This is a genomic window from Georgenia halophila, from assembly GCF_039541595.1.
The window spans coordinates 207,533-227,489 of the sequence record NZ_BAABGN010000011.1; the positions used below are offsets into that span (position 1 = coordinate 207,533).

The window sequence follows — 19,957 nt, forward strand, 5'->3', positions numbered from 1 at the left end:
CCTGGTGGTGTGGCGCGGCTGAGAATCGGGCCGCCGACGGATAGGGTCGAAGGTGGCTGGGACGAGCCGGCCGAAGCCACACCGGAGGTGCCGTACCAGGATGTCCACCACCCTCGAGGCCGCCCGGAGCGAGGTGCTTCACCGAGCGGCCGCGACGGCGGAGACCCTGTCCGGCGCGCCGCCGGAACTTCAGGCCGAGGAGCTCCTCGAGGGCTATTACCACGACGTCCTCACCGAGGACCTGCTCGCCCAGGAGCCCCGTGACCTCCTCGGCGCCGCCGTCGCGCACCGCGCCTCCGCCGACGTCCGCCAGCCCGGCGAGGCGGTCGTCGACGCCTTCACCCCCACGACGGCGGAGCATGGTTGGTCCACCGGCCGCACCGTCGTCGAGATCGTCACCGACGACATGCCGTTCCTCGTCGACTCGGTACTGAACGAGCTCGGCCGGCAGGGAATGACCGTCCGCCTCCTCGTCCACCCCCAGCCGGCCGTGCGACGCGACGACCACGGCACCCTGACGGAGATCGTGCGTGGACGCGCCACCGCCGCCGTGGTCGGCGGCCGGACGCAGGGCGACCTCGTGCGTGAGTCCTGGATCCACGTCCAGGTCGGCGCCGTCCCCGACGAGCGCCTGCCGGAGCTGACCGACCGCCTCCGCCGGGTCCTCGCCGACGTGCGCGCCGCCGTCGAGGACTTCCCCGGCATGGAGGCCCGCGCCCGCGACATCTCGGCGCTGCTGCTGCAGGACCCGCCCTCCGGCGTCGACACCGACGAGATCCAGCAGGCCCGCCAGCTCCTCGACTGGCTGGTCGGCGGCCACTTCGTCTTCCTCGGCTACCGCGAGTACCGGCTACTGCGGGGCGACGGGCCGGACGAGGCGAGCCTCGGCGTCGTCCCGGACTCGGGTCTGGGCATCCTCCGCGGCGACGGGCCGGCCTCGACGGCGCTGCCGCCCGCCGTCGCCCGCAAGGCGGCCGAGCCACGGCTGGTCATCGTCACCAAGGCGAACTCGGTCTCGACCGTCCACCGCTCCCGCCACCTCGACTACGTCGGCGTCAAGATCTTCGACGAGAACGGCGAGGTCACGGGCGAGCAGCGGTTCCTCGGCCTGTTCACGCCGAGCGCCTACTCCGCCCCGGTGACCGAGGTCCCGTTCGTCTCCGACAAGGTCGCCCAGGTCTTCGAACGCACCGGCTTCGCGCGGCAGAGCCACCTCGGCAAGGACCTGCTCGCCGTCCTCAAGGCCTACCCGCGCAGCGAGCTGTTCCAGGACGACGTCGAGCACATCACCGAGGTGGTGAGCGCCGTCGTGCACCTGCGGGTCCGGCCCCGGACCCGGCTGTTCGTGCGCAAGGACGACTACGAACGTTTCACGTCGTGCCTGATCTACATCCCGCGCGACCACTACTCGGCGTCCGTGCAACGCCGTGTGGAGGCGCTGCTGTCCGAGGCGCTCGACGGCGAGAGCGCGCAGACCAACGAGATCGTCACGGAGTCCCCGCTCGCGCAGGTGCACGTCGTCGTCCGCGTCGCCCCGGGCGCCACCGCGCCCGACGCCGACGCCGATGAGCTCGAGCGCCTCGTCGTCGCCGCCGTCCGCACCTGGGAGGAGGAGCTCGCCGAGGCCGCCCGCGCACGGCTCGGCGACGACGGCCCCGCCCTGGTGGACCGATTCACCTTCCCGGGCGGCTACAAGGAGGACTTCACGCTCGACGAGGCCGTCGACGACCTCCGGCACATCGACGCGCTGCCCCGGGCGGACGACGCGCCCGACGCGCCCGACGCCGACGACGCCGACGGTGCCGGATGGCCGAACGCGCTCGGGTTGCACCTGTACCGGCCGGAGCGGGCGGTCGGCCGCGCGGTGAGCCCCGAGGAACGACGGCTCAAGCTCTACCGGCACGGCGACCTGCCGCTGTCCGCCGTCCTGCCGATCTTCTCCGGCCTCGGCCTGGAGGTGGTGGACGAGCGCCCGCACACCCTCGGAGACGGCGATGACGCACGCGCCTACATCTACGACTTCGGCCTGCGGGCACCGTCCGTCAGCGCCTGGGAGGGCGACCCCGACGACGTACGGTCGCGGCTCGAGGAGGCGTTCCTCGCGGTCTGGAACCGGCAGGCCGAGGCCGACGGGTTCAACGCGCTCGTCCTCCTCGCCGGCCTGACGTGGCGTCAGGTCGTCATCCTTCGTGCCGTGGCCGCCTACCTGCGGCAGACCGGGTCGATCTTCTCCCGCGAGTACGTCGAGAACACGATGCGGGAGAACCCGCAGCTCGCCCGCCTGCTCGTGCAGCTCTTCGAGACCCGGTTCGACCCGCACGGGCCGCTCGGCGCGCACGCCGGCGAGGAACGCGAGGCCGCCGAGCAGGACATCGTCGAGCGCATCACCTCCGGGCTGGAGGACGTCGCCTCGCTCGACCAGGACCGCATCATCCGTGCGCTGCTCGCCGTCATTCGGGCCACCGTGCGCACCAGCTACTACCTGCCGCCCGGACCGATCGACGAGCCACGGGCCGAGGCCTCGGCCGTGAGCGGGACGGGCGAGCAACCGTACCGGCCCACCGTGGCGCTGAAGTTCGACCCCAGCCGGCTCCCGATGCTGCCGGAGCCTCGGCCGTGGGCGGAGGTCTGGGTCTACGGGCGCGACGTCGAGGGCGTGCACCTGCGTTTCGGCCCGGTGGCCCGCGGCGGGCTGCGGTGGTCGGACCGGCGCGAGGACTTCCGCACGGAGGTCTTGGGCCTGGTCAAGGCGCAGGTGGTCAAGAACGCCATCATCATCCCGGTCGGTGCGAAGGGCGGGTTCGTCCCGAAGTACCTGCCCGACCCGAGCCACCGCGACGCCTGGCAGGCGACCGGCAAGCAGGCGTACCGCCTGTTCGTCTCCTCCCTGCTCGACGTCACCGACAACATCGTCGGCGGTGAGGTGGTCCCGCCTGCCGGGGTCGTGCGGCACGACGACGACGACCCTTACCTCGTCGTGGCGGCCGACAAGGGCACGGCGGCGTTCTCCGACGTCGCGAACGCCGTCGCCCGCGACTACGACTACTGGCTCGACGACGCGTTCGCCTCCGGCGGCTCCTCCGGGTACGACCACAAGGAGATGGGCATCACGGCCCGCGGCGCGTGGGAGGCCGTGAAGCGACACTTCCGCGAGCTGGGTCTGGACACCCAGAGCGAGGGGTTCACGGCCGCCGGGGTCGGCGACATGTCCGGAGACGTGTTCGGCAACGGGATGCTCCTGTCCGAGCACATCCGGCTGGTGGCGGCGTTCGACCACCGCCACATCTTCCTGGACCCCGATCCGGACCCCGCGATCACCTTCGCCGAGCGGCGACGCCTGTTCGACATGCCGCGGTCCACGTGGGCGGACTACGACACGTCCCTGATCAGCGCCGGCGGTGGGGTCTACCCGCGTACGGCCAAGTCGGTGCCCGTGAGCGCGCAGGTGCGCGAGCGGCTCGGCCTGGTCGACGAGATCGACAACCTCACGCCCGCCGAGCTCATCCGGGCGATCTTGCGCGCCCCGGTCGACCTGTTCTGGAACGGTGGCATCGGCACTTACGTCAAGGCCTCGACCGAGAGCGACGAGGACATCGGGGACCGGGCCAACGACGCCGTCCGGGTGGACGGTGACGAGCTGCGGTGCCGCGTCGTGGGTGAGGGCGGCAACCTGGGCCTGAGCCAGCTCGGGCGCATCGAGGCCGCGATGAACGGTGTCCGGCTCAACACCGACGCCATCGACAACTCCGCCGGCGTGGACTCCTCGGACCACGAGGTCAACATCAAGATCCTGCTGTCGGAGGCGACCGCCTCGGGCGAGCTGGCTCCGGAGGCCCGTGACGAGCTGCTCGAGTCCCTTACCGAGGACGTCGCCGCGCGCGTGCTGCGGCAGAACTACGAGCAAAGTGTCCTGCTCGGCAACGCCCGTACGGTCCAGCACCGGATGCTCGGCGCCCACGAGCGGCTGATGCACTGGCTGGAGGATCACGGCGGCCTCGACCGGAGCCTGGAATTCCTCCCCGATGACGCCGAGCTCGCGCGCCGGGCGGAGACCGGCGGCGGCCTGACCTCGCCGGAGTTCGCCGTCCTCGTCGCCTACGCCAAGCTCTCCCTGAAGGATGAGCTGCTGAGCTCCGACCTGCCCGACCAGCCCTGGTTCGCACGCGAACTCCACGGGTACTTCCCCGACGTGCTCCGCGACCGGTTCACCCCCGCCATGGACCGCCACCGGCTGCGTCGCGAGATCATCGCCACCCGCGTGGCGAACTCGGTGGTCAACCGCGGTGGCACCACGTTCGTCTACCGCGCGATGGAGGAGACCGGTGCCGACCCGGCCCAGGTGGCGCGCGCGTTCGTGGTGGCCCGGGAGATCTTCGGCATCTCCGAGTTCGTGGAGGCCGTGGAGTCCCTGGACAACGTGGTCGGCACCGACACCCAGGCCATGCTGTACCTCGAGTTCCGGCGCCTGCTCGACCGCGCGGTGCGCTGGCTCGTCCAGCGCCACCCCGACGGTATCGACGTCGCCGCCGAGATCGAGCGGCTCCAGCCCGCCGTCGCGTCGCTGGTACCGGCCGTTCCGGAGCTGCTGCGCGGGGACGCCCGCACCGGTGCGCAGGAGCGGCGTGACGCGATGGTTGAGGCCGGTGTGCCGGAAGACCTCGCCCGGCACGCGGCCACGCTGGTGGAGCACTACGTGGTGCTCGACGTCGTCGCGCTCGCGCAGCGCACCGGCCGGCCGCTCGAGCAGGTGGCCGCCGTGCGCGCCGCCGCGGAGGAGCACTTCGGCGTCGACGTACTGCTGACCCGCTTGGAGGGGCTGCCGCGGGAGGCACGCTGGGACGCGCTCGCCCGCGCCGCGCTGCGCGACGACCTCTACGCCGCGCTCGGCGAGCTCACCGCCGCCGTCCTCGAGGAGACCGACGACGCGCTGAACCCCGACGAGCGGCTCGCCAGGTGGTCGGCGGACCACAAGGCCTTCACCGAGCGCTCGCGGACCGCCGTCGACGGGGTGGCGCGCCTCGACGTCGTCGACCTCGCGCCGCTGTCGGTCGCGCTGCGTGCTCTGCGCGCCGGCATGCGCTAGCGGGTTTACGCCGGCAGCCCACTTCCCCGCCCGCAACCCACGCCCCGCCGAACAAGCCCTCAGGTCCCGTCTGACGACTCGGACGGCAAGCTAGGGCTTGTTCGGCGGGAGGGTTGTGTGCGACGAGCCGTCGGCGATCGCGACGCGCCAACCTAGGCCCGGTCTGGAGGCACCAGCTCCGCCAGGAGCTCACGGACCCGCGCGTCGATCTGGTCACGGACCAGGCGGGCACCGGCGGGCGTGGTCCCGGCGGGATCGTCCACGTGCCAGTCCTCGTAGCGCTTGCCCGGATAGATGGGGCAGGCGTCGCCGCAACCCATGGTGATGACGACGTCGGCCGCGCGGACGACGTCATCGGTCAGCGGCTTCGGGAACTCCTGGGACAGGTCGACGCCGATCTCCGCCATCGCCTCGACCACCTGGGCGTGGATGCCGGCACCCGGGGCGGAACCGGCCGAGCGCACGTGCACCCGGCCCGCGGCGTGATGGTCCAGGAGCGCTGCCGCCATCTGCGAGCGACCCGCGTTCTGGACGCAGACGAACAAGACCTCCGGCACGTTGTGCGCGGCGGCGCCCTTGGACTGGGCGAGCGCGGTGAGGCGGTCCCGCGCGAACTTGGCCGTGAGCGCCGGGAGGTGCGAGGTGATCTTCGCCGTCCGGGCGAGTGCGGTGTAGGACTCGAAGACGTACCGATCGACGGTCTCCTCGGCGAACACGCCGGAGAACCGTTCCGCGAGCTCGACCGCGATCGTGTGGAGCTCGTGCTGGGGGTTGACGAGGCCCGGCATGCTCTTGCGGCCGGTAGCGGGCACGGTGCTCATCTCATCTCCGAGGTCGTGGCCGGCACGAGCTCGGCGAGCAGGGCCTCGACGCGGCCACGGATGTCGTCGCGCACGCGGCGCACGGCCTCGAGGTCCTTGCCCGCCGGGTCCTCGAGCTCCCAGTCCTCGTAGCGCGTGCCGGGGAAGAACGGGCAGGCGTCCCCGCAGCCCATGGTGATGACGACGTCGGAGGCGCGGACGTCGTCGGGCGTGAGGATCTTCGGCTTCTCGGCGGTGATGTCGATGTTCTCCTCGGCCATCGCCTCGACCGCGACCGGGTTGATCTGTTCCGCCGGCATGGAGCCGGCCGAGCGGACCTCGACCCGCCCTCCGGAGAGCGCGGTCATGTAGCCGGCGGCCATCTGCGAGCGGCCGGCGTTGTGCACGCAGACGAAGATGACGCTGGGGCGGTTGTCGTTGGCGGTCATCGGGCTTCCTCCTGGGCGGTCAGCGGTCGGTCGGTGGGCGTGCGGGTCGGCGGGTCCGGTTCTCAGCGGGCAGGGTTGGCAGGCAGCGAGACGCGGGGCGCGAGGTTGCCGACCCGGCGGTCGAGCTCGCTGAGGGCGGCGTCGAAGGCGGCCCGGTCGGCGGTGCGGGCGGGGTCGGGTACGGACCAGTGGACGTCGACGGGCAGGTCGAGCTCCTCGTGCGCGCGGTCGCAGACGGTGACCACCAGGTCACCCTCGGCGCGTACCCCGGCGACGTGTCTGGGGGAGGTGTCCGGCAGGTCGAGACCGCGGCGGCGGGCACTCTCCAGCGCCCCCCGCGCGACGGCGTCCGCCGGATGCGTGCCGGCCGAGGCGACGGGCACCTCGCTGGCGAGCCGCCAGAGCGCGGCGGCGAGCTGCGAGCGGGCCGAGTTCGCGGTGCAGACGAACAACACGCGCGAGGCCGCCCGTGCGGCCGGGACGGTGAGCAGGTCGAGCACTTCGGGAACCAGGCGGAGGTAGGAGCGCCGCCCGTCGCCCTCGGAGCGGCTCCGGTCCACAAGGCCCGTCCGCTGAAGCACCTTGATGTGGTGGGCGAGGAGGTTCGACGACATGCCGAGCGCATCGCCGAGCTCCGACGGTGAGGCGTCACCCAGGGCGAGGGAGTCGATCACCCGCAGCCGTCCGGCGTCGGCCATCGCGGCGTGCAGGCCCGCGCGCCGCTCGACGGTAGTTACCTCAGTAGCCATTGAGGTAATGATGATGGGAGCAATACGTTCGGTCAAGTCCCGCAGCCCCCGGCCGTCTGCGGGACGGCGGTCGGCCAGGGCGCGCGACGAATCTTCCGTGCCGGCGTGCTGAACAAACCCAGGGTTTGACGGAACGTCATCGACCGGCATACGTTCGGTCCATTGGTCGGACCATCGGTCCAACGGCTCTGAACGTCAGCCGTCAACGACGAGGAAGGCAACCACCCGTGAATCTCTTCTCCCTCCTGCAGGAACGCAAGGATGCGGCCGGACCCATCCGGGTGGGCGTCATCGGCGCCGGCAAGTTCGCGTCGATGTTCCTGACGCAGGCAGCGGTCTCCGACGGCTTCCACGTCGTCGGGGTCGCCGACCTCGACGTTCCGAAGGCCCGGGGCGCCATGGCCCGCACGGGCTGGACCGAGGACCGCTACGCAGCCGAGAGCCTCGACGCCGCAGCGAAGTCGGGCACCACCTGCATTCTGGAGTCGGGCGACGACCTCATCGACCATCCGGCGGTCGAGGTCATCGTCGAGGTCACCGGCAACCCGCTGGTCGGCACCCACCACGCCCTCAGAGCGATCGGCAACGGCAAGCACGTCGTCATGGTCAACGTCGAGGCGGACAGCATGGTCGGACCGCTCCTGCAGCGCCGAGCGGAGGCCGCGGGAGTGGTCTACGCCATGGCCTACGGCGACCAGCCGGCCCTGATCTGCGAGATGGTCGACTGGTGCCGGACCGTGGGCTTCGACGTCGTGGCCGCCGGCAAGGGCACCAAGTACCTCCCCGAGTACAACCGCTCGACGCCCGACACCGTCTGGAACTACTACGGCTTTACCGACGAGCAGCTGGCGACGGGTGACTTCAACGCAAAGATGTTCAATTCGTTCCTCGACGGCACCAAGTCCGCCATCGAGATGGCCGCAGTCGCGAACGGGACGGGCCTGGAGCCCCAGGAGGAGGGCCTCTTCTTCCCGCCCGCAGGCATCGACGACCTCCCCGGCGTCTTCCGCGAGAAGGAGCGTGGCGGGGTCCTGACGCGCCGAGGCACAGTGGAGATCGCCTCCTCGATGAGGCGCGACGGCACTGAGATCGACAACCACCTGCGTTGGGGCGTGTACGTGTCGTTCGAGGCTCGCACCGACTACGCGGTGCAGTGCTTCGCTGAGTACGGTCTGCACACCGACGACAGCGGCCGATACGGCTCGCTCTACCGGCCGTACCACCTGATCGGCCTCGAGCTCGGCGTCAGCATCGCCTCTGCAGTGTTGCGTCGAGAGCCCACGGGACATCCCACCGGATTCCGTGGCGACGTCGTGACCACGACGAAGAAAGCGGTGCACCCGGGCGAGGTGCTCGACGGGGAGGGCGGATACACGGTCTTCGGCAAGCTCGCACCGGCCCGTACCTCCCTCGCGCGTGGGGCCCTGCCGCTCGGCCTCTCGCTGGGCGCGAAGGTCGTTCGGCCGGTTGCCGAGGGTGCCACCGTGACGTGGGACGATGTCGAGCTGGACATGTCGATCGAGGCCGTGCAACTTAGGCGCGAGCTAGAAAAGGAGTTCAGGGCTGACGACGACTCCGAAGCGACCGTTACCCACTAGCGCGACGAGGACAAGACGTGCCTGAGGCAGCCCCGGCGTGGAGCTCCGTCACGAAGAGTCGGACGTACCAGCAGGTGGTCGAGCAGATCCGTGAGCGAATCCTCGACGGCCGGCTCGGTCCCGGGTCCCATCTGCCGAACGAGCGCGAGTTCGCTCAGCAGCTGGGTTGCTCCCGAACCTCCTTGCGGGAGGCCCTCCGCATCCTGGAGTCCCAGGGCATCATCGACATTCGCGTCGGCGGGGGGCCGGACGGCGGCGCCGTCGTCACGAGCGCGGCCCGTAGCTCGATGGGTGGTGTCCTGGAGCTCCAGCTAGCCCTCGGCCAGTACTCCTACGACGAGATCATCGAGACCCGGATCGCCCTCGAGTCCTGGAGCTGCTTGCGGGCCGCCTCCTCGGCCGACAGGCAGAGCATCGGGCAGCTCGAGGAGATCCTCACCGCCATGGAGGACCCGGAGATCGATGTGCGCGAGTTCAACCGGCTCGACGTCGAGTTCCACGCGCTCATCGCACGGTCGGCGAACAACGCCCTCACGCAGGATTTCATGTCGATCATCCGCGATGCGATCCACTCGCAGATGATCGAGGCGTACAACGCCCTGCCCGACTGGCGCGGACGTGTCGTACCCGTCAAGTCCGAGCACCGCGCGATCCTCGAGGCGATCGCCAACCACGAGGGACAGCGGGCGTCGGAACTCGTGATCGCCCACATCAACGACTTCTTCCGTTCCGGAGTGGCCGAGTAACTCTCCGCTTCTTCAGCTGAGGCCCCCATTCCCGAGGCGCCGCGCCGGGTTCTCCCGGCGTGCCTACTTCGCACGCCCACAGCATCTCGTTATTCGCACATCGTCGTCCGAAGACAGGAACTTAACGTCATGGATACTGCAGTACTGGCGCATCTCGCGATCGCCGTCGTCGGCATCATCTGTCTGATCGCCGTCGGAAAGATCAATCCCGTCATCTCGCTCGTCTTCGGCGCTCTGTATCTCGGTGTCGCGGGCGGCCTGGGCTTCTCGGACACCGTCACCGCTGTCAGCACCGGGTTCGGCAACCTGATGGCGGAGATCGGCCTCATCATCGGATTCGGCGTCTTCATCGGCGCGATCCTGACCGCCAACGGCACGATGGTCCGCGTCGTCGACGCCTTGCTCAAGGTCGTGGGTCCACGAGGCTCGAAGTATGTGCTGGGACTGTCCTCCGGCGTCATCTTCCCGGCGATCTACTTCGANCCCTGGCGGGGGCTCTGGCCATCGGGCTACAGGTTGGCCTGCACCTCGTGGTCCCGGGCGCCGCCGCCCTCGCCATGGCGTCATCCCTGGCGATCGATCTCGGCATGCTGGTTGCGGTCGGCATTCCCTACGCGATCTTTCTGATCTGTGTGAGCGTCTCCGTGCACTCGTTCGTCATGGGGCGGACCTGGAATCCCGCCAAGGACGTCGAACACATCGAGGACGCGAGCACCGCTCCCGGTGCCGAGGTCGGCGCGCATTCGCGGCAGGCATCCAACACCGCGAGCATCGGCAACGGTGATCAGGAACGCAGTGCGGCCACAACCGCCGGCGTCCTGGACGAAGAGGGCAACACAGGCGCCACGGCGAGCACGCGGACGGCGGGTCAGTACCCGCTGGTGATCGCGATGCTGCCGGTGATCATCCCGCTCGTCCTCATCGTCACCCGAACGATCACTGTCATGGCTGGGGCGGGCGGTGGCATCGTCGGCTTCCTCGGCGAGCCCGTGGTCGCCCTGATGATCGGACTGCTCGTCGGCATCGTCATGGTCTGGCCCCAGATGGGCCGCAACAAGGTCGACGACATCGTCACTCGTGGCGCGCAGATCTCTGGCTCCATCCTCCTGTTCAACGGTGTCGCCGGCTCGCTGGGGCAGGTCATCACCGAGGTCGGGGTCGGCGACATGCTCAAGTCCCTGTTCTCCACCAACGCATCGGTGCCCATCCTCCTGACGTGGCTGATCGCGGCGCTCTTCCGGCTCGCACAGGGCTCCGGATCCGTCTCGGCGATCACGGCCGCCGCCCTGGTGGGCCCGATCGCGGCGAGCATCGACGCCCCCGTGATCCTGATTCTCCTCGCCGCGGGCACCGGCGCAGGCTTCGGGGGCCACGTCACGGACAACACGTTCTGGATCTTCAAGCAGATGCTCGGACTGACGACCCGAGGCACTGTGCAGGTCTACACGGTTGCCCAATCCATCATGTCGCTGGTGGGTCTCGCCAGCTGCCTGCTGCTCGATCTCATCTTCTAGCCTCAAGGAGTCACGCGATGCCCGTCGACGAAGGAACCAGCACCCGCACGCGAGCCGAGCTGCTGGACGGGATTCCCGATGCCCCGCCAGTCAGCGCCGCGGATGTCCTGCGTGCCCGGGGCGCGGATGCCCGCCGCCTCGTGGTACTCGACGACGACCCCACCGGCACCCAGTCCGTCGCCGACCTCCCCGTGCTCACCGGCTGGAGCGAGGACGACCTCGCCTGGGCCCTCGGCACCGGCGCGCCGGCCGTCTACGTCATGACGAACTCCCGCAGCCTCGATCCGGCGACGGCCGAAGAGCGTAATCGGGAGGTGGCCACCCACGCGCTGCGCGCCGCCGCCCGCGTCGGCGTCGAGATCGACTTCGTCTCCCGCTCCGACTCCACCCTCCGCGGGCACTTTCCGCTCGAGACGGATGTCCTGACCGCCACGCTCGCGGAGGAGACGGGCGCCCGTGTCGACGGCGTGCTGGTCGTGCCCGCGTTCGGCGAGGCCGGACGCATCACCGTCGGTTCCGTCCACTACGCCGGCTCGGAAGCCCGCGGCTACGTCCCGGTGGGCCAGACCGAGTTCGCGCGGGACGCCTCCTTCGGATACACCTCCTCCGACCTGCGCGAGTGGGTGTCCGAGAAGTCCGCCGGCCGGGTGGGCGCCGAGGATGCCGTCGCCCTGACGCTCGACGTCGTGCGCCGGGGGCCGGAGGCGATCGCCGAGGTGCTAGTCGGTGTGCGCGACGCCCGGCCAGTCGTCGTCGACATCGTCGAAGAGGCCGACCTGCGCCTCCTCGCCCTCGGCATCCTGCACGCCCAGCAGGCTGGGCGACGGTTCGTCTACCGCGTGGGACCGCCCTTCGGCCGGGCCTTCATCGGTCAGGACGTCCGCGCCCCGCTCTCCGCAGGCGACGTCACTGCGCTGCGCGACGGCGCGGACCGGGCCGCCGTCGCGCCGCACGGGCTCGTCGTGGTCGGCTCCCATGTCGGCCTGACCACCCGGCAGCTCGACGCCCTCCGCGGACGCCGCAGGCCCACCGAGATCGAGATCGACGTGGCCGAGGTGCTGGGGGAGCGGCGTGAGCGGCACCTCGCGGAGGTCGTCGGGCGAGCGGTGACGGCCCTGACGGAAGACACCGTCGTCGTGCGCACCTCCCGCACGCTGGTCACGGGCGACGACGCCGACTCGTCCCTGGACATCGCCCGGACCGTCTCCGACGCCGTGGTCGCCGTCGTGCGCCGCATCCTCGAGCAGGTCCCGCCGCGATTCGTCGTCGCGAAGGGTGGCATCACCTCCTCCGATGTCGCCAGCCGCGGTCTGTCCATCACCCGCGCCGTCGTCCGTGGCCCCATGCTGTCCGGCATCGTCTCCCTCTGGGAGCCGGTCGAGGGACCCGCTCGCGGCATCCCCTACATCGTCTTCGCCGGCAACGTCGGTGACGAGGACTCCCTCGCCGACGTCGTCGACAAGCTCACCGGCTGACCGCAGAAGCCGGACTCGCGGCCGCGGATGCCGCCGAGGATCGTCACCTGGTGGCTGGGCTCACGCTCGAGCAGCTCGGTCGGATGGTGGTTCGCGGCCGCGCGAGGATCTAGGTTGGGCCGGTGATGGACGGGGGGCCAGGAGGCGGCATCGGCTCGCCCGGCCGGGCGCGACCGACGCTGCGAACCGTCCTCGTCGCGCTCTGCGTCACCGAGATCGTCAGCTGGGGCGTCCTGTACTACGCGTTCCCGGTGCTGGCGCCGCGCATCAGCGACGAGACCGGCTGGTCGACGCAGTCCATCATGGCCGCCTTCTCGGCGGCGCTCGTGGTGGCTGCCGTGGTCGGCGTCCCGGTGGGGCGGATGCTGGACCGCCGCGGCCCACGTCTGCCGATGACCGCCGGTTCGGTGCTGTCCGCCGGCGCGCTGGTACTCATCGCCCTGGCGCCGTCCCTGCCGCTCTTCGCCCTCGGGTGGATGCTCGCCGGCGTCGCCATGGCGGGAGTGCTGTATCCGCCCGCCTTCGCGGCTCTCACCCGCTGGTACGGGCCGCGTCGCCTGACCGCGCTCACCGCCGTCACCCTCGTCGCAGGGCTGGCCAGCACGGTGTTCGCGCCGCTCACCGAGGCGCTCGCGGGCCAGCTGGGGTGGCGGCAGGTCTATCTCGTCCTCGCCGGCGGGCTCGCCGTCGTGACCATCCCGCTGCACGCCGTCGCGCTGCGCCGCCCGTGGCCCTCCGAGGCCCACCAGCACTCCGATCGGGCCGATACCGACGGCGGCTACGCGCGAGCGGTCACCCGGAGCCGGCCGTTCCTCTTCCTCGTGGCGGGCATGACCGTCGGCGCGCTGGCGATTTTCGCGGCACTGATCAACCTGGTCCCGCTGATCACCGAGCGCGGGCTCTCGTCCGGTGTGGCGGCCCTCGCGCTGGGTGTCGGAGGCGTCGGGCAGGTCGCCGGCCGGCTCGGCTACGGCGCGCTGACCCGCCATCTGAGCGTTCGCGCGCGGACGTTGGTGATCTACGGGCTCGTCGCGGTCACCACGGCGGCCTTCGCCACGGTCCCGGGCCAGGCGTTCTGGTTCCTCGCCGTGGCGGTCGGGGCCGGCGTCGCGCGCGGTATCGCGACGCTGCTGCAGGCGACGGCGGTCACGGACCGGTGGGGACCGCGGGCCTACGGGCGCCTCTCCGGCGTCCTCACCGCACCGATCATGCTGGCGACGGCGCTCGCCCCGTGGGTCGGGGCGACCGTGGCCGGTCTGCTCGGCGGGTACGCCGCCATGTACCTGGTGCTGGCGGCCATCGCGGTCGCGGCCGTGCTCATGCTGGCGGCGAGCGTGCCCAAGGAGGCGGTGCTGCGCCGTCGGACGCTGTAGGGCCTTGGCCGGATGCTGAGCCGGTCCGCAGCTCGGGGTCAGGCGCGAGCGAAATGACGCCGGCTGGCCAGGGCGACGTACACCAGCCCGACCAGCACCGGCACCTCGATGAGCGGGCCCACCACACCCGCGAGTGCCTGTCCCGACATGACGCCGAACGTGCCGATGGCGACGGCGATCGCCAGCTCGAAGTTGTTGCCGGCGGCGGTGAACGCGAGTGTCGTCGAGCGGGCGTACCCGAGGTTCAGCGCCCTGCCGAGCAGCATGCCGACCGTGAAGGTGATCGCGAAGTAGACGACGAGCGGCAGCGCGATGCTGGCGACGTCCCACGGCCGGGCGGCGATCTGCTCGCCCTGCAGCGCGAAGAGCAGCACGATCGTGAACAACAAGCCGTACAGCGCCCACGGCCCCAGCCGGGGGAGGAACCGATCCTCGTACCAGCTACGCCCCTTGGCCCGTTCGCCGAGCGTTCGCGTGAGGTACCCCGCGAGCAGCGGGACGCCGAGGAACACGAGCACGCTGAGCACGATCGCCCACACGGAGAATTCCGCGGTCGTCGTCTCCAGGCCGAGCCAGCCGGGCAGCACCTGCAGGTAGAACCAACCCAGGGCCGCGAAGGCGAACACCTGGAACACCGAGTTGAGCGCCACCAGCACGGCGGCCGCCTCCCGGTCCCCGCGGGCCAGGTCGTTCCAGATCATCACCATGGCGATGCAACGGGCGAGCCCGACGATGATGAGCCCGGTCCGGTACTCGGGCAGGTCGGGCAGGAACAGCCACGCCAGCGCGAACATCAGCGCCGGGCCGACCAGCCAGTTCAGCGTCAGCGAGCTGATCATCAACCGCCGGTCGCTCGCGACGTGCCGGGTCTCGTCGTAGCGGACTTTCGCCAGCACCGGGTACATCATCACGAGCAGCCCGAGCGCGATCGGGAGCGAGATCGATCCCACGCTGACGGCGTCGAGCCACCCCGCGAGACCGGGCACGAACCGGCCGAGCACGAGCCCGACGGCCATCGCCGCGAGGATCCACACCGGAAGGAACCGGTCGAGGGAGGACAGGCGGGCGGCAACGGCCGGCTCGCGGACGGGCTGGACCGCGGTGGCGGCGGGCTGGTTCACGTGATCCTTTCTGTGGTGGCCGGGTGGTGGGTTCGGGCGCTGAGAGTGTGTCAGGCGCCGGATCGGCCGTGCTGCAGGCCGGTCGGGATGCCGATGAGCTGGGGCTCGGACGGGCCGCAGCAGCCGCCGCCCGTCGCGGCGATCACCGGCTGGCCCTCGTCGTCGACCTCCGGCGCCGCCGAGGAGCAGACGCCGGTCTCGGGCAGGTTCAGCTCGATGTTGCCGGCGGCCTCCGCGTCCCCCGCCAGGTGCGCGCCGATGGAGCGCACCTGCTCGTAGCCGGTGGCCAGCAGGAATGTCGGTGCCCGCCCGTAGGACTTCATCCCGACGACGAAGAATCCCGCCTCCGGGTGGGCGAGGACGTCCGCGCCGTGCGCGGGGACCGTGCCGCAGGAGTGGAACTCGGGATCGATGAGCGGGGCCAGCTCGCTGGGCGCCTCGAGGCCGGGGTCGAGGCCGAGGCGCAGCTCGCGCAGCATGTCCAGGTCCGGGCGGAAGCCGGTGGCCCCGGCCACGGCGTCGACCAGGAGCTGGCGCGAGCCGTTCAGCTCGCCGGCGCCGGTGGCGGCCTCCAGGACGACGGCGACCCCTCCGCCGTCGTGCGGCTCCAGCGCGCCGATGGTCACCGAGGTGACCAGCTCGACGGTCCCGGCCTCGACGGCGCGGCGCAGGCGTGAGCCCAGCTGGCCGCGGGCCGGCAGGCCGTCCGCGTCGCCGCCGCCGAAGGCGCGCTCCGGCGACGCGCCGCGGATGGCCCAGGTGATGCGGGTGTCCGGCTCGTCCCTGGCGAGCTCGACGAGGTTGAGCAGCGTGTTCGTCGCGCTGTGGCCGGCACCCACCACGAGCACGCGCCGCCCGGCCACGCGGTCCCGGTCGCGCCCGAGAACGTCCGGGAGGGCGCCGAGCAGGAACGGTGCGACGTCGGTGCTGTCCTCGCCGGGCGCCGGCAGGCCGGCCAGGCCGAGCGGGTTCGGACGGGTCCAGGTGCCGGAGGCGTCGACGACCGCCCGGGCGTGGTGGTCCACGACCCGGCCGTCGACGACCGTCCGGACGAGGAACGGCCGGTCGTCCCGGCCCTTGGCGTGCGTCTTGTCGAGGCCGACACGGCTGACCGCGACGACGCGCGCGCCGGGGAGAATCCGATCCCGGAGCGGCGGCGTGGCTGCCAGCGGCTCCAGATAGTCGGCGACGAGCTCACCGCCGCTCGGCAGTCGCGTGGCGCGCGGCTCCTCCCAGCCGGTTGCCTCGAGAAGTCGCCGGGCGGCGCCATCGATGTTGTAGCGCCACGGGGAGAACAGCCGGATGTGGGACCACTCGCGGACGGCTGCGCCGACCCTGTCGCCCGACTCGAGGACGAGGGTTTCCAGGCCGCGTTCCAGCAGGTGCGCCGCCGCCGCGAGACCGACGGGTCCCGCGCCGATGACGACGACGGGGAGCTGGTCCGGTGTGCTGTGCGAGTCCGACTGGGACACGGGTCCTCCTGGTGTCTGAGACCGGCCGTCCGGCCGATGGTCGAATCGATGGGCGTCGATGGATGGCAAGCATGATCCTATCCATCGACGCTTGTCAATATGCGGCATACTGGACGCATGACCACGACCACCACCGCCTTCACTCAGGCCGACAGCGGCACCGATCGCGCCGAGGCGGCCTGCTGCATCCCGCTCGTCCGGGAACCGCTCAGCGAGACAGAGGCGGAGCGGCTCGCTGCGGGTTTCAAGGCGGTCGCCGACGCCGCGCGCCTGCGGCTGCTGTCGATCATCGCCGGGCACGACGGCGCCGAGGCCTGCGTCTGCGATCTCACGGAGCCGCTCGACCTGTCCCAGCCGACCGTCTCGCACCACCTGAAGATCCTCGTCGACGCCGGGCTGCTCACCCGCGAGAAGCGCGGCCGGTGGGCCTACTACGCCGTCGTGCCCGGTGCGCTCGAGAAGCTCGGGTCGGCGCTCGTCACACCCTGAGCCACCTGCCGCACGGAGCCGGCTACTCGCGTGGGCGGTCGGGCAAGGGGCGCTCGAGCGGCTGACGCGCGCCTACGACAAGTACGGAGTCGCCTGCGCCGTGCGCGGACGCAGCTTGGACGGCGCAGGGAACGGCAGGCGGTAGACCGTCACCTCCACATCCACGGCCCCGTAGTCCTCGCTCTGGACCGTGACCGCGTCCGGGCTGACGCTGACGATGCGCACGGGAACCGGGTAGCCGTCGTCGAGCTCGAGCTCCCACGGCTCGGCCAGCCACCGTAGACCCCGCTCCTCGAGGGTCTCCTCGGCGGCGAGCCAGTCGCGCGGGGTCGGGTCCTCGCGGCCGAGGATGTCGATCACGACGAAGTCCTCGCCCTCGGGCCTGATCCAGCCCACTCGCTCCCCGTCCTCGCGGCGGTGCTCTATCCAGTCACGCATCGGGAGCGACTCTACGGAGGGTGCCCTCCGCCGTCGTCCGATTTTGCGGGGCCCCTACCCCACACCCACGCACCCCTGCCCACCCCCGGTGAGATGTCACCCGCTCGGTGAGATGTCACCTGTTCCGGCGCACAGCGTCCTGACGTGCGAGCGAGCGGATGACGTGTGAGCGAGGCCATTGACATGTCAGGGACACGGGGCCAGCTGCTGTGCGGTCAGGGGGTGGCGAGCTCGGCGACCTCCTCGGGGGTGAGCGCCCCGGTGTGGACCTCCAGCTCGTCCATGGCGCCGTCGAACGGCGCGTCCCACCAGTTGACGCCCAGCGCGAAGGCTCCGTCCGCCGTCGTGAACACGTCCGGGAAGCCCGTGCCCTCATGGACGGCCTGGCCGTCCAGGTAGAGCGTGATCTCGCCGGCGGAGACGGTGAGCGCCAGGTGCGACCACTCACCGACGGGGAGCTGACTCCCGGCGTCACCGTCGTAGTAGGTCGTCGCGCCGGACCACACCATGGTGTTGCCGCCGACACCGTCGTGCCCCTGCGGCACCACGCTGACCCAGTTGTTCGGGTCCCGGGCGCCGAAGAACGTCGTCGTGTACTGGGTCAGCCGCTCGGGCCGCACCCAGAGGCTCACGGAGTACTCGTTGCCGGCGATGAGTCCGTCGGGCAGCCGCACGCCGCTCGCTCCGTCCAGCACCACGGCCTCGCCGTCGATCCCGGGGGCGAACGAGACCGAGCCGCCGGTGTTGTCGAGGCGGTTTCCGGTGACCTCGCCCGCCGGCACCCGGCCCTCCGCCTCGGCGAGATCGCCGTCGAAGTCGTACTCCGCGACGAGCCCGGGCTCCGGCTCTGCCGACACCGTGACCGTGTAAGTCACCCTCTCGGTGACCGTGCCCTTGGTGACCTCGGCGCTCAGGATCACGACGGCGTCGTCCTCATCGGCCGCCGGCCGTGTCACCTGACCGTCCGCACTGATGACCTCCGGCGCGCTCGACGTCCATTCGATGGTGGCGCCGTGCGTGCCCTCGGTGGGCAGGGTCAGGTCCGCGACGACGCCGTCGGTGTCGCCGAGGGAGAGGTCGGACACGACGGCGGAGACGACGGCCTCGTCGGTCATCGGCTCCGTCTGGCTGCCCCAGAGGGAGACTCCCGCGTCCGACAGGACGCTGAAGGTCATCACCCAGGACTGCGACGTCGGCTCCCACTGGCGCGTGAACACACCCTCGTAGGTCTGGTCCTCCACGGTGATCCGCGCCTGGTTCTGGTTGTAGAGCTGCCACCGACCCTCGGCCGCGCCGGTCACCGATCCGTCGCGGTTGAGGGTGACGGTCTCGGCCTCGATGATGTCGGCGGAGATGTCCTTGCTGTGGTCGATGAAGCGGTAGTCGCCCACGAGGTCCGGACGCAGGACGTGATCGGCCGCGGTGCCCGCGTACCGGTACGGGGCGACCACCGGCCAGCCGCCCGAGTTCATGTACATCTCGTGCACGCGGATCTCGTGCCGCTCACCCTGGCCGGGGAAGCGCGAGTGGAAGATGAGGTGCATGCGGCCCGTCTCCGGGTCGCGGTAGCTCGTGTTGTGGCCGGGGGAGACGTATCCGGTCCCGGGGCCCGTCCCCGGGTCCCCCACCTCGCGCTGGAAAAGGTGGTTGCCCATGAGCTTCGTGCCGAACGGCTCGATCGAGGCGTCGTCGAAGATCGGTTGCTCCGGGTCCGAGCGCACCTCGCGCATGTCGTTGCCCTCGGCGTCGTAGTAGGGCCCCGCCGGGTGCGCGGCGCGTACGACCCGCATGTTGTAGCCGCCGTCGGCCGCCAGACCGCCGAACGAGAGGAACATGTAGTAGTACCCCGAGTCCGGGTCGTACATGATGTTCGGGCCCTCGATGCGGCTGTGGTTGCCCCCGGTCAGGTGGGTGCCGTACCCCTGTCCCGGCTCCGGCAACCCGGTCTCCTCGTCCATCTCGAGGATGAAGATGCCGCCGGAGTAGGAGCCGTAGACCATCCAGAGGTCACCCTCGGCGTCGTAGAACGTGTCCGGGTCGACGACGTTCGGGTGGACGCGGGCGTCGTACGGCGTGCCGTCCTCGCTCGGGCCCTCACCCTCGCGGTGCCCGGACTTCAGGATGACGCCGAGGTCCTCGTACGGCCCGTCGACGTCGTCGGCGACGGCGACGCCCATGGCCGATCGCGGGGAGTCGCCGCGGCAGGCGTTGTAGTACATGTAGTAGCGGCCGTCCTCGATCTGGATGACGTCCGCGGCCCACAGCGTGTCGGACTCCGCCCACTCGAAGGTCTCGGCCAGCTCGGTGGTCACGTCCTCGAACAGCGGGTTGTCCGGCGTGACCAGGTCCGCCGTCTTCTCCCACTGCATGAAGTCCGTCGTCCTCGCGGCGGCCAGATGAGAGCCGAACACCCAGAACTCGTCCCCCGACTGCACCAGCGACGGGTCGTGGACCGAGGCATCGGCGAAGGTGGGCGGCTCCGGCTCCGGGCGGTCCGGAGTCGCGGCGGCGGATGTTGCCAGGGTCGACGCCAGCGCGGCGGCGCTCAGGGCCGCGAGCGGGCGAGGCCAACGGTGGCGGGCGGACATACCGGCTCCTTGGGTTCGTCGTCGAACATCGGGGCGGGCTCCGGAGGGCGGGCTCGGGCCAC

General features: G+C 71.0%; 15 protein-coding genes. 8 read left to right on the forward strand and 7 right to left on the reverse strand.

Annotated features, from left to right (window positions below):
• Positions 1 to 100: 100 nt before the first annotated feature.
• Positions 101 to 5,083, forward strand: a complete 4,983-nt coding sequence (locus ABD907_RS12635) for an NAD-glutamate dehydrogenase (RefSeq protein WP_345216610.1) — start codon at positions 101 to 103, stop codon at positions 5,081 to 5,083.
• A 152-nt stretch (positions 5,084 to 5,235) separates the two neighbouring features.
• Here the strand turns inward: ABD907_RS12635 and ABD907_RS12640 are convergent, their stop codons facing one another.
• The 3 genes from ABD907_RS12640 to ABD907_RS12650 all read right to left on the reverse strand — a co-directional run bounded on the left by ABD907_RS12640 (position 5,236) and on the right by ABD907_RS12650 (position 7,081).
• A complete protein-coding gene (locus ABD907_RS12640; protein WP_345216611.1) occupies positions 5,236 to 5,904 on the reverse strand; it encodes an arsenate-mycothiol transferase ArsC in 669 nt (222 codons plus the stop codon).
• Positions 5,901 to 6,332, reverse strand: a complete 432-nt coding sequence (locus ABD907_RS12645; protein ID WP_345216612.1) for an arsenate reductase ArsC — start codon at positions 6,330 to 6,332, stop codon at positions 5,901 to 5,903. The genes ABD907_RS12640 and ABD907_RS12645 overlap by 4 nt, the downstream gene beginning before the upstream one ends.
• A 62-nt stretch (positions 6,333 to 6,394) precedes the next feature.
• Positions 6,395 to 7,081, reverse strand: coding sequence for an arsenate reductase/protein-tyrosine-phosphatase family protein (locus ABD907_RS12650; RefSeq protein ID WP_345216613.1), 687 nt, complete (start codon positions 7,079 to 7,081; stop codon positions 6,395 to 6,397).
• Between the two features lie 227 nt (positions 7,082 to 7,308).
• Here ABD907_RS12650 and ABD907_RS12655 point away from each other — a divergent pair, with 227 nt between their 5' ends.
• The 6 genes from ABD907_RS12655 (at position 7,309) to ABD907_RS12680 (ending at position 13,787) form a co-directional block, all read left to right on the forward strand.
• The gene (locus tag ABD907_RS12655; protein ID WP_345216614.1) at positions 7,309 to 8,679 is read left to right on the forward strand and encodes an NAD(P)H-dependent oxidoreductase; all 1,371 of its coding nucleotides are present in this window, start codon (positions 7,309 to 7,311) and stop codon (positions 8,677 to 8,679) included.
• Positions 8,680 to 8,696: 17 nt separating this feature from the next.
• Positions 8,697 to 9,425, forward strand: coding sequence for a FadR/GntR family transcriptional regulator (locus tag ABD907_RS12660; protein ID WP_345216615.1), 729 nt, complete (start codon positions 8,697 to 8,699; stop codon positions 9,423 to 9,425).
• A 129-nt stretch (positions 9,426 to 9,554) separates the two neighbouring features.
• Positions 9,555 to 10,052, forward strand: coding sequence for a GntT/GntP/DsdX family permease (locus ABD907_RS12665; protein ID WP_345216616.1), 498 nt, complete (start codon positions 9,555 to 9,557; stop codon positions 10,050 to 10,052).
• On the forward strand, positions 10,013 to 10,939 hold the full coding sequence (locus ABD907_RS12670) for a GntP family permease (RefSeq protein WP_345216617.1): 927 nt from the start codon (positions 10,013 to 10,015) through the stop codon (positions 10,937 to 10,939). Before ABD907_RS12665 ends, ABD907_RS12670 begins: the two co-directional genes overlap by 40 nt.
• 17 nt (positions 10,940 to 10,956) lie before the next feature.
• Positions 10,957 to 12,414: a four-carbon acid sugar kinase family protein gene (locus tag ABD907_RS12675; RefSeq protein WP_345216618.1), complete on the forward strand. Its 1,458-nt coding sequence runs from the start codon at positions 10,957 to 10,959 to the stop codon at positions 12,412 to 12,414.
• 125 nt (positions 12,415 to 12,539) lie between these two features.
• Complete coding sequence (locus ABD907_RS12680) at positions 12,540 to 13,787, forward strand: MFS transporter (protein ID WP_345216619.1); 1,248 nt, start codon at positions 12,540 to 12,542, stop codon at positions 13,785 to 13,787.
• A gap of 38 nt (positions 13,788 to 13,825) precedes the next feature.
• Here ABD907_RS12680 and arsB read toward each other — a convergent pair whose 3' ends face one another.
• On the reverse strand, positions 13,826 to 14,848 hold the full coding sequence (gene arsB / locus ABD907_RS12685; RefSeq protein WP_425555767.1) for an ACR3 family arsenite efflux transporter: 1,023 nt from the start codon (positions 14,846 to 14,848) through the stop codon (positions 13,826 to 13,828).
• 110 nt (positions 14,849 to 14,958) lie between these two features.
• Complete coding sequence (locus tag ABD907_RS12690; protein ID WP_425555762.1) at positions 14,959 to 16,488, reverse strand: FAD-dependent oxidoreductase; 1,530 nt, start codon at positions 16,486 to 16,488, stop codon at positions 14,959 to 14,961.
• Positions 16,489 to 16,497: 9 nt separating this feature from the next.
• On the opposite strand from ABD907_RS12690, the gene ABD907_RS12695 reads away from it, so the two are divergent.
• Positions 16,498 to 16,869, forward strand: a complete 372-nt coding sequence (locus tag ABD907_RS12695) for an ArsR/SmtB family transcription factor (RefSeq protein WP_345216622.1) — start codon at positions 16,498 to 16,500, stop codon at positions 16,867 to 16,869.
• A gap of 72 nt (positions 16,870 to 16,941) precedes the next feature.
• On the opposite strand, the gene ABD907_RS12700 is transcribed toward ABD907_RS12695, so the two are convergent.
• Together ABD907_RS12700 and ABD907_RS12705 are read right to left on the reverse strand one after the other, a co-directional pair.
• Entirely contained in the window at positions 16,942 to 17,307 is a 366-nt protein-coding gene (locus ABD907_RS12700; protein ID WP_345216623.1) for a hypothetical protein, read from the reverse strand.
• 215 nt (positions 17,308 to 17,522) lie between these two features.
• The gene (locus ABD907_RS12705) at positions 17,523 to 19,895 is read right to left on the reverse strand and encodes a LamG-like jellyroll fold domain-containing protein (protein WP_345216624.1); all 2,373 of its coding nucleotides are present in this window, start codon (positions 19,893 to 19,895) and stop codon (positions 17,523 to 17,525) included.
• Positions 19,896 to 19,957: the final 62 nt, after the last annotated feature.

Coding starts and splice junctions, on each gene's coding strand:
- ABD907_RS12635 (WP_345216610.1), top strand. CDS start 101: ATGTCCACCACCCTCGAGGCCGCCCGGAGCGAGGTGCTTCACCGAGCG.
- ABD907_RS12640 (WP_345216611.1), bottom strand. CDS start 5,904: ATGAGCACCGTGCCCGCTACCGGCCGCAAGAGCATGCCGGGCCTCGTC.
- ABD907_RS12645 (WP_345216612.1), bottom strand. CDS start 6,332: ATGACCGCCAACGACAACCGCCCCAGCGTCATCTTCGTCTGCGTGCAC.
- ABD907_RS12650 (WP_345216613.1), bottom strand. CDS start 7,081: ATGGCTACTGAGGTAACTACCGTCGAGCGGCGCGCGGGCCTGCACGCC.
- ABD907_RS12670 (WP_345216617.1), top strand. CDS start 10,013: ATGCTGGTTGCGGTCGGCATTCCCTACGCGATCTTTCTGATCTGTGTG.
- ABD907_RS12675 (WP_345216618.1), top strand. CDS start 10,957: ATGCCCGTCGACGAAGGAACCAGCACCCGCACGCGAGCCGAGCTGCTG.
- ABD907_RS12680 (WP_345216619.1), top strand. CDS start 12,540: ATGGACGGGGGGCCAGGAGGCGGCATCGGCTCGCCCGGCCGGGCGCGA.
- ABD907_RS12690 (WP_425555762.1), bottom strand. CDS start 16,488: ATGCCGCATATTGACAAGCGTCGATGGATAGGATCATGCTTGCCATCC.
- ABD907_RS12695 (WP_345216622.1), top strand. CDS start 16,498: ATGACCACGACCACCACCGCCTTCACTCAGGCCGACAGCGGCACCGAT.
- ABD907_RS12700 (WP_345216623.1), bottom strand. CDS start 17,307: ATGCGTGACTGGATAGAGCACCGCCGCGAGGACGGGGAGCGAGTGGGC.
- ABD907_RS12705 (WP_345216624.1), bottom strand. CDS start 19,895: ATGTCCGCCCGCCACCGTTGGCCTCGCCCGCTCGCGGCCCTGAGCGCC.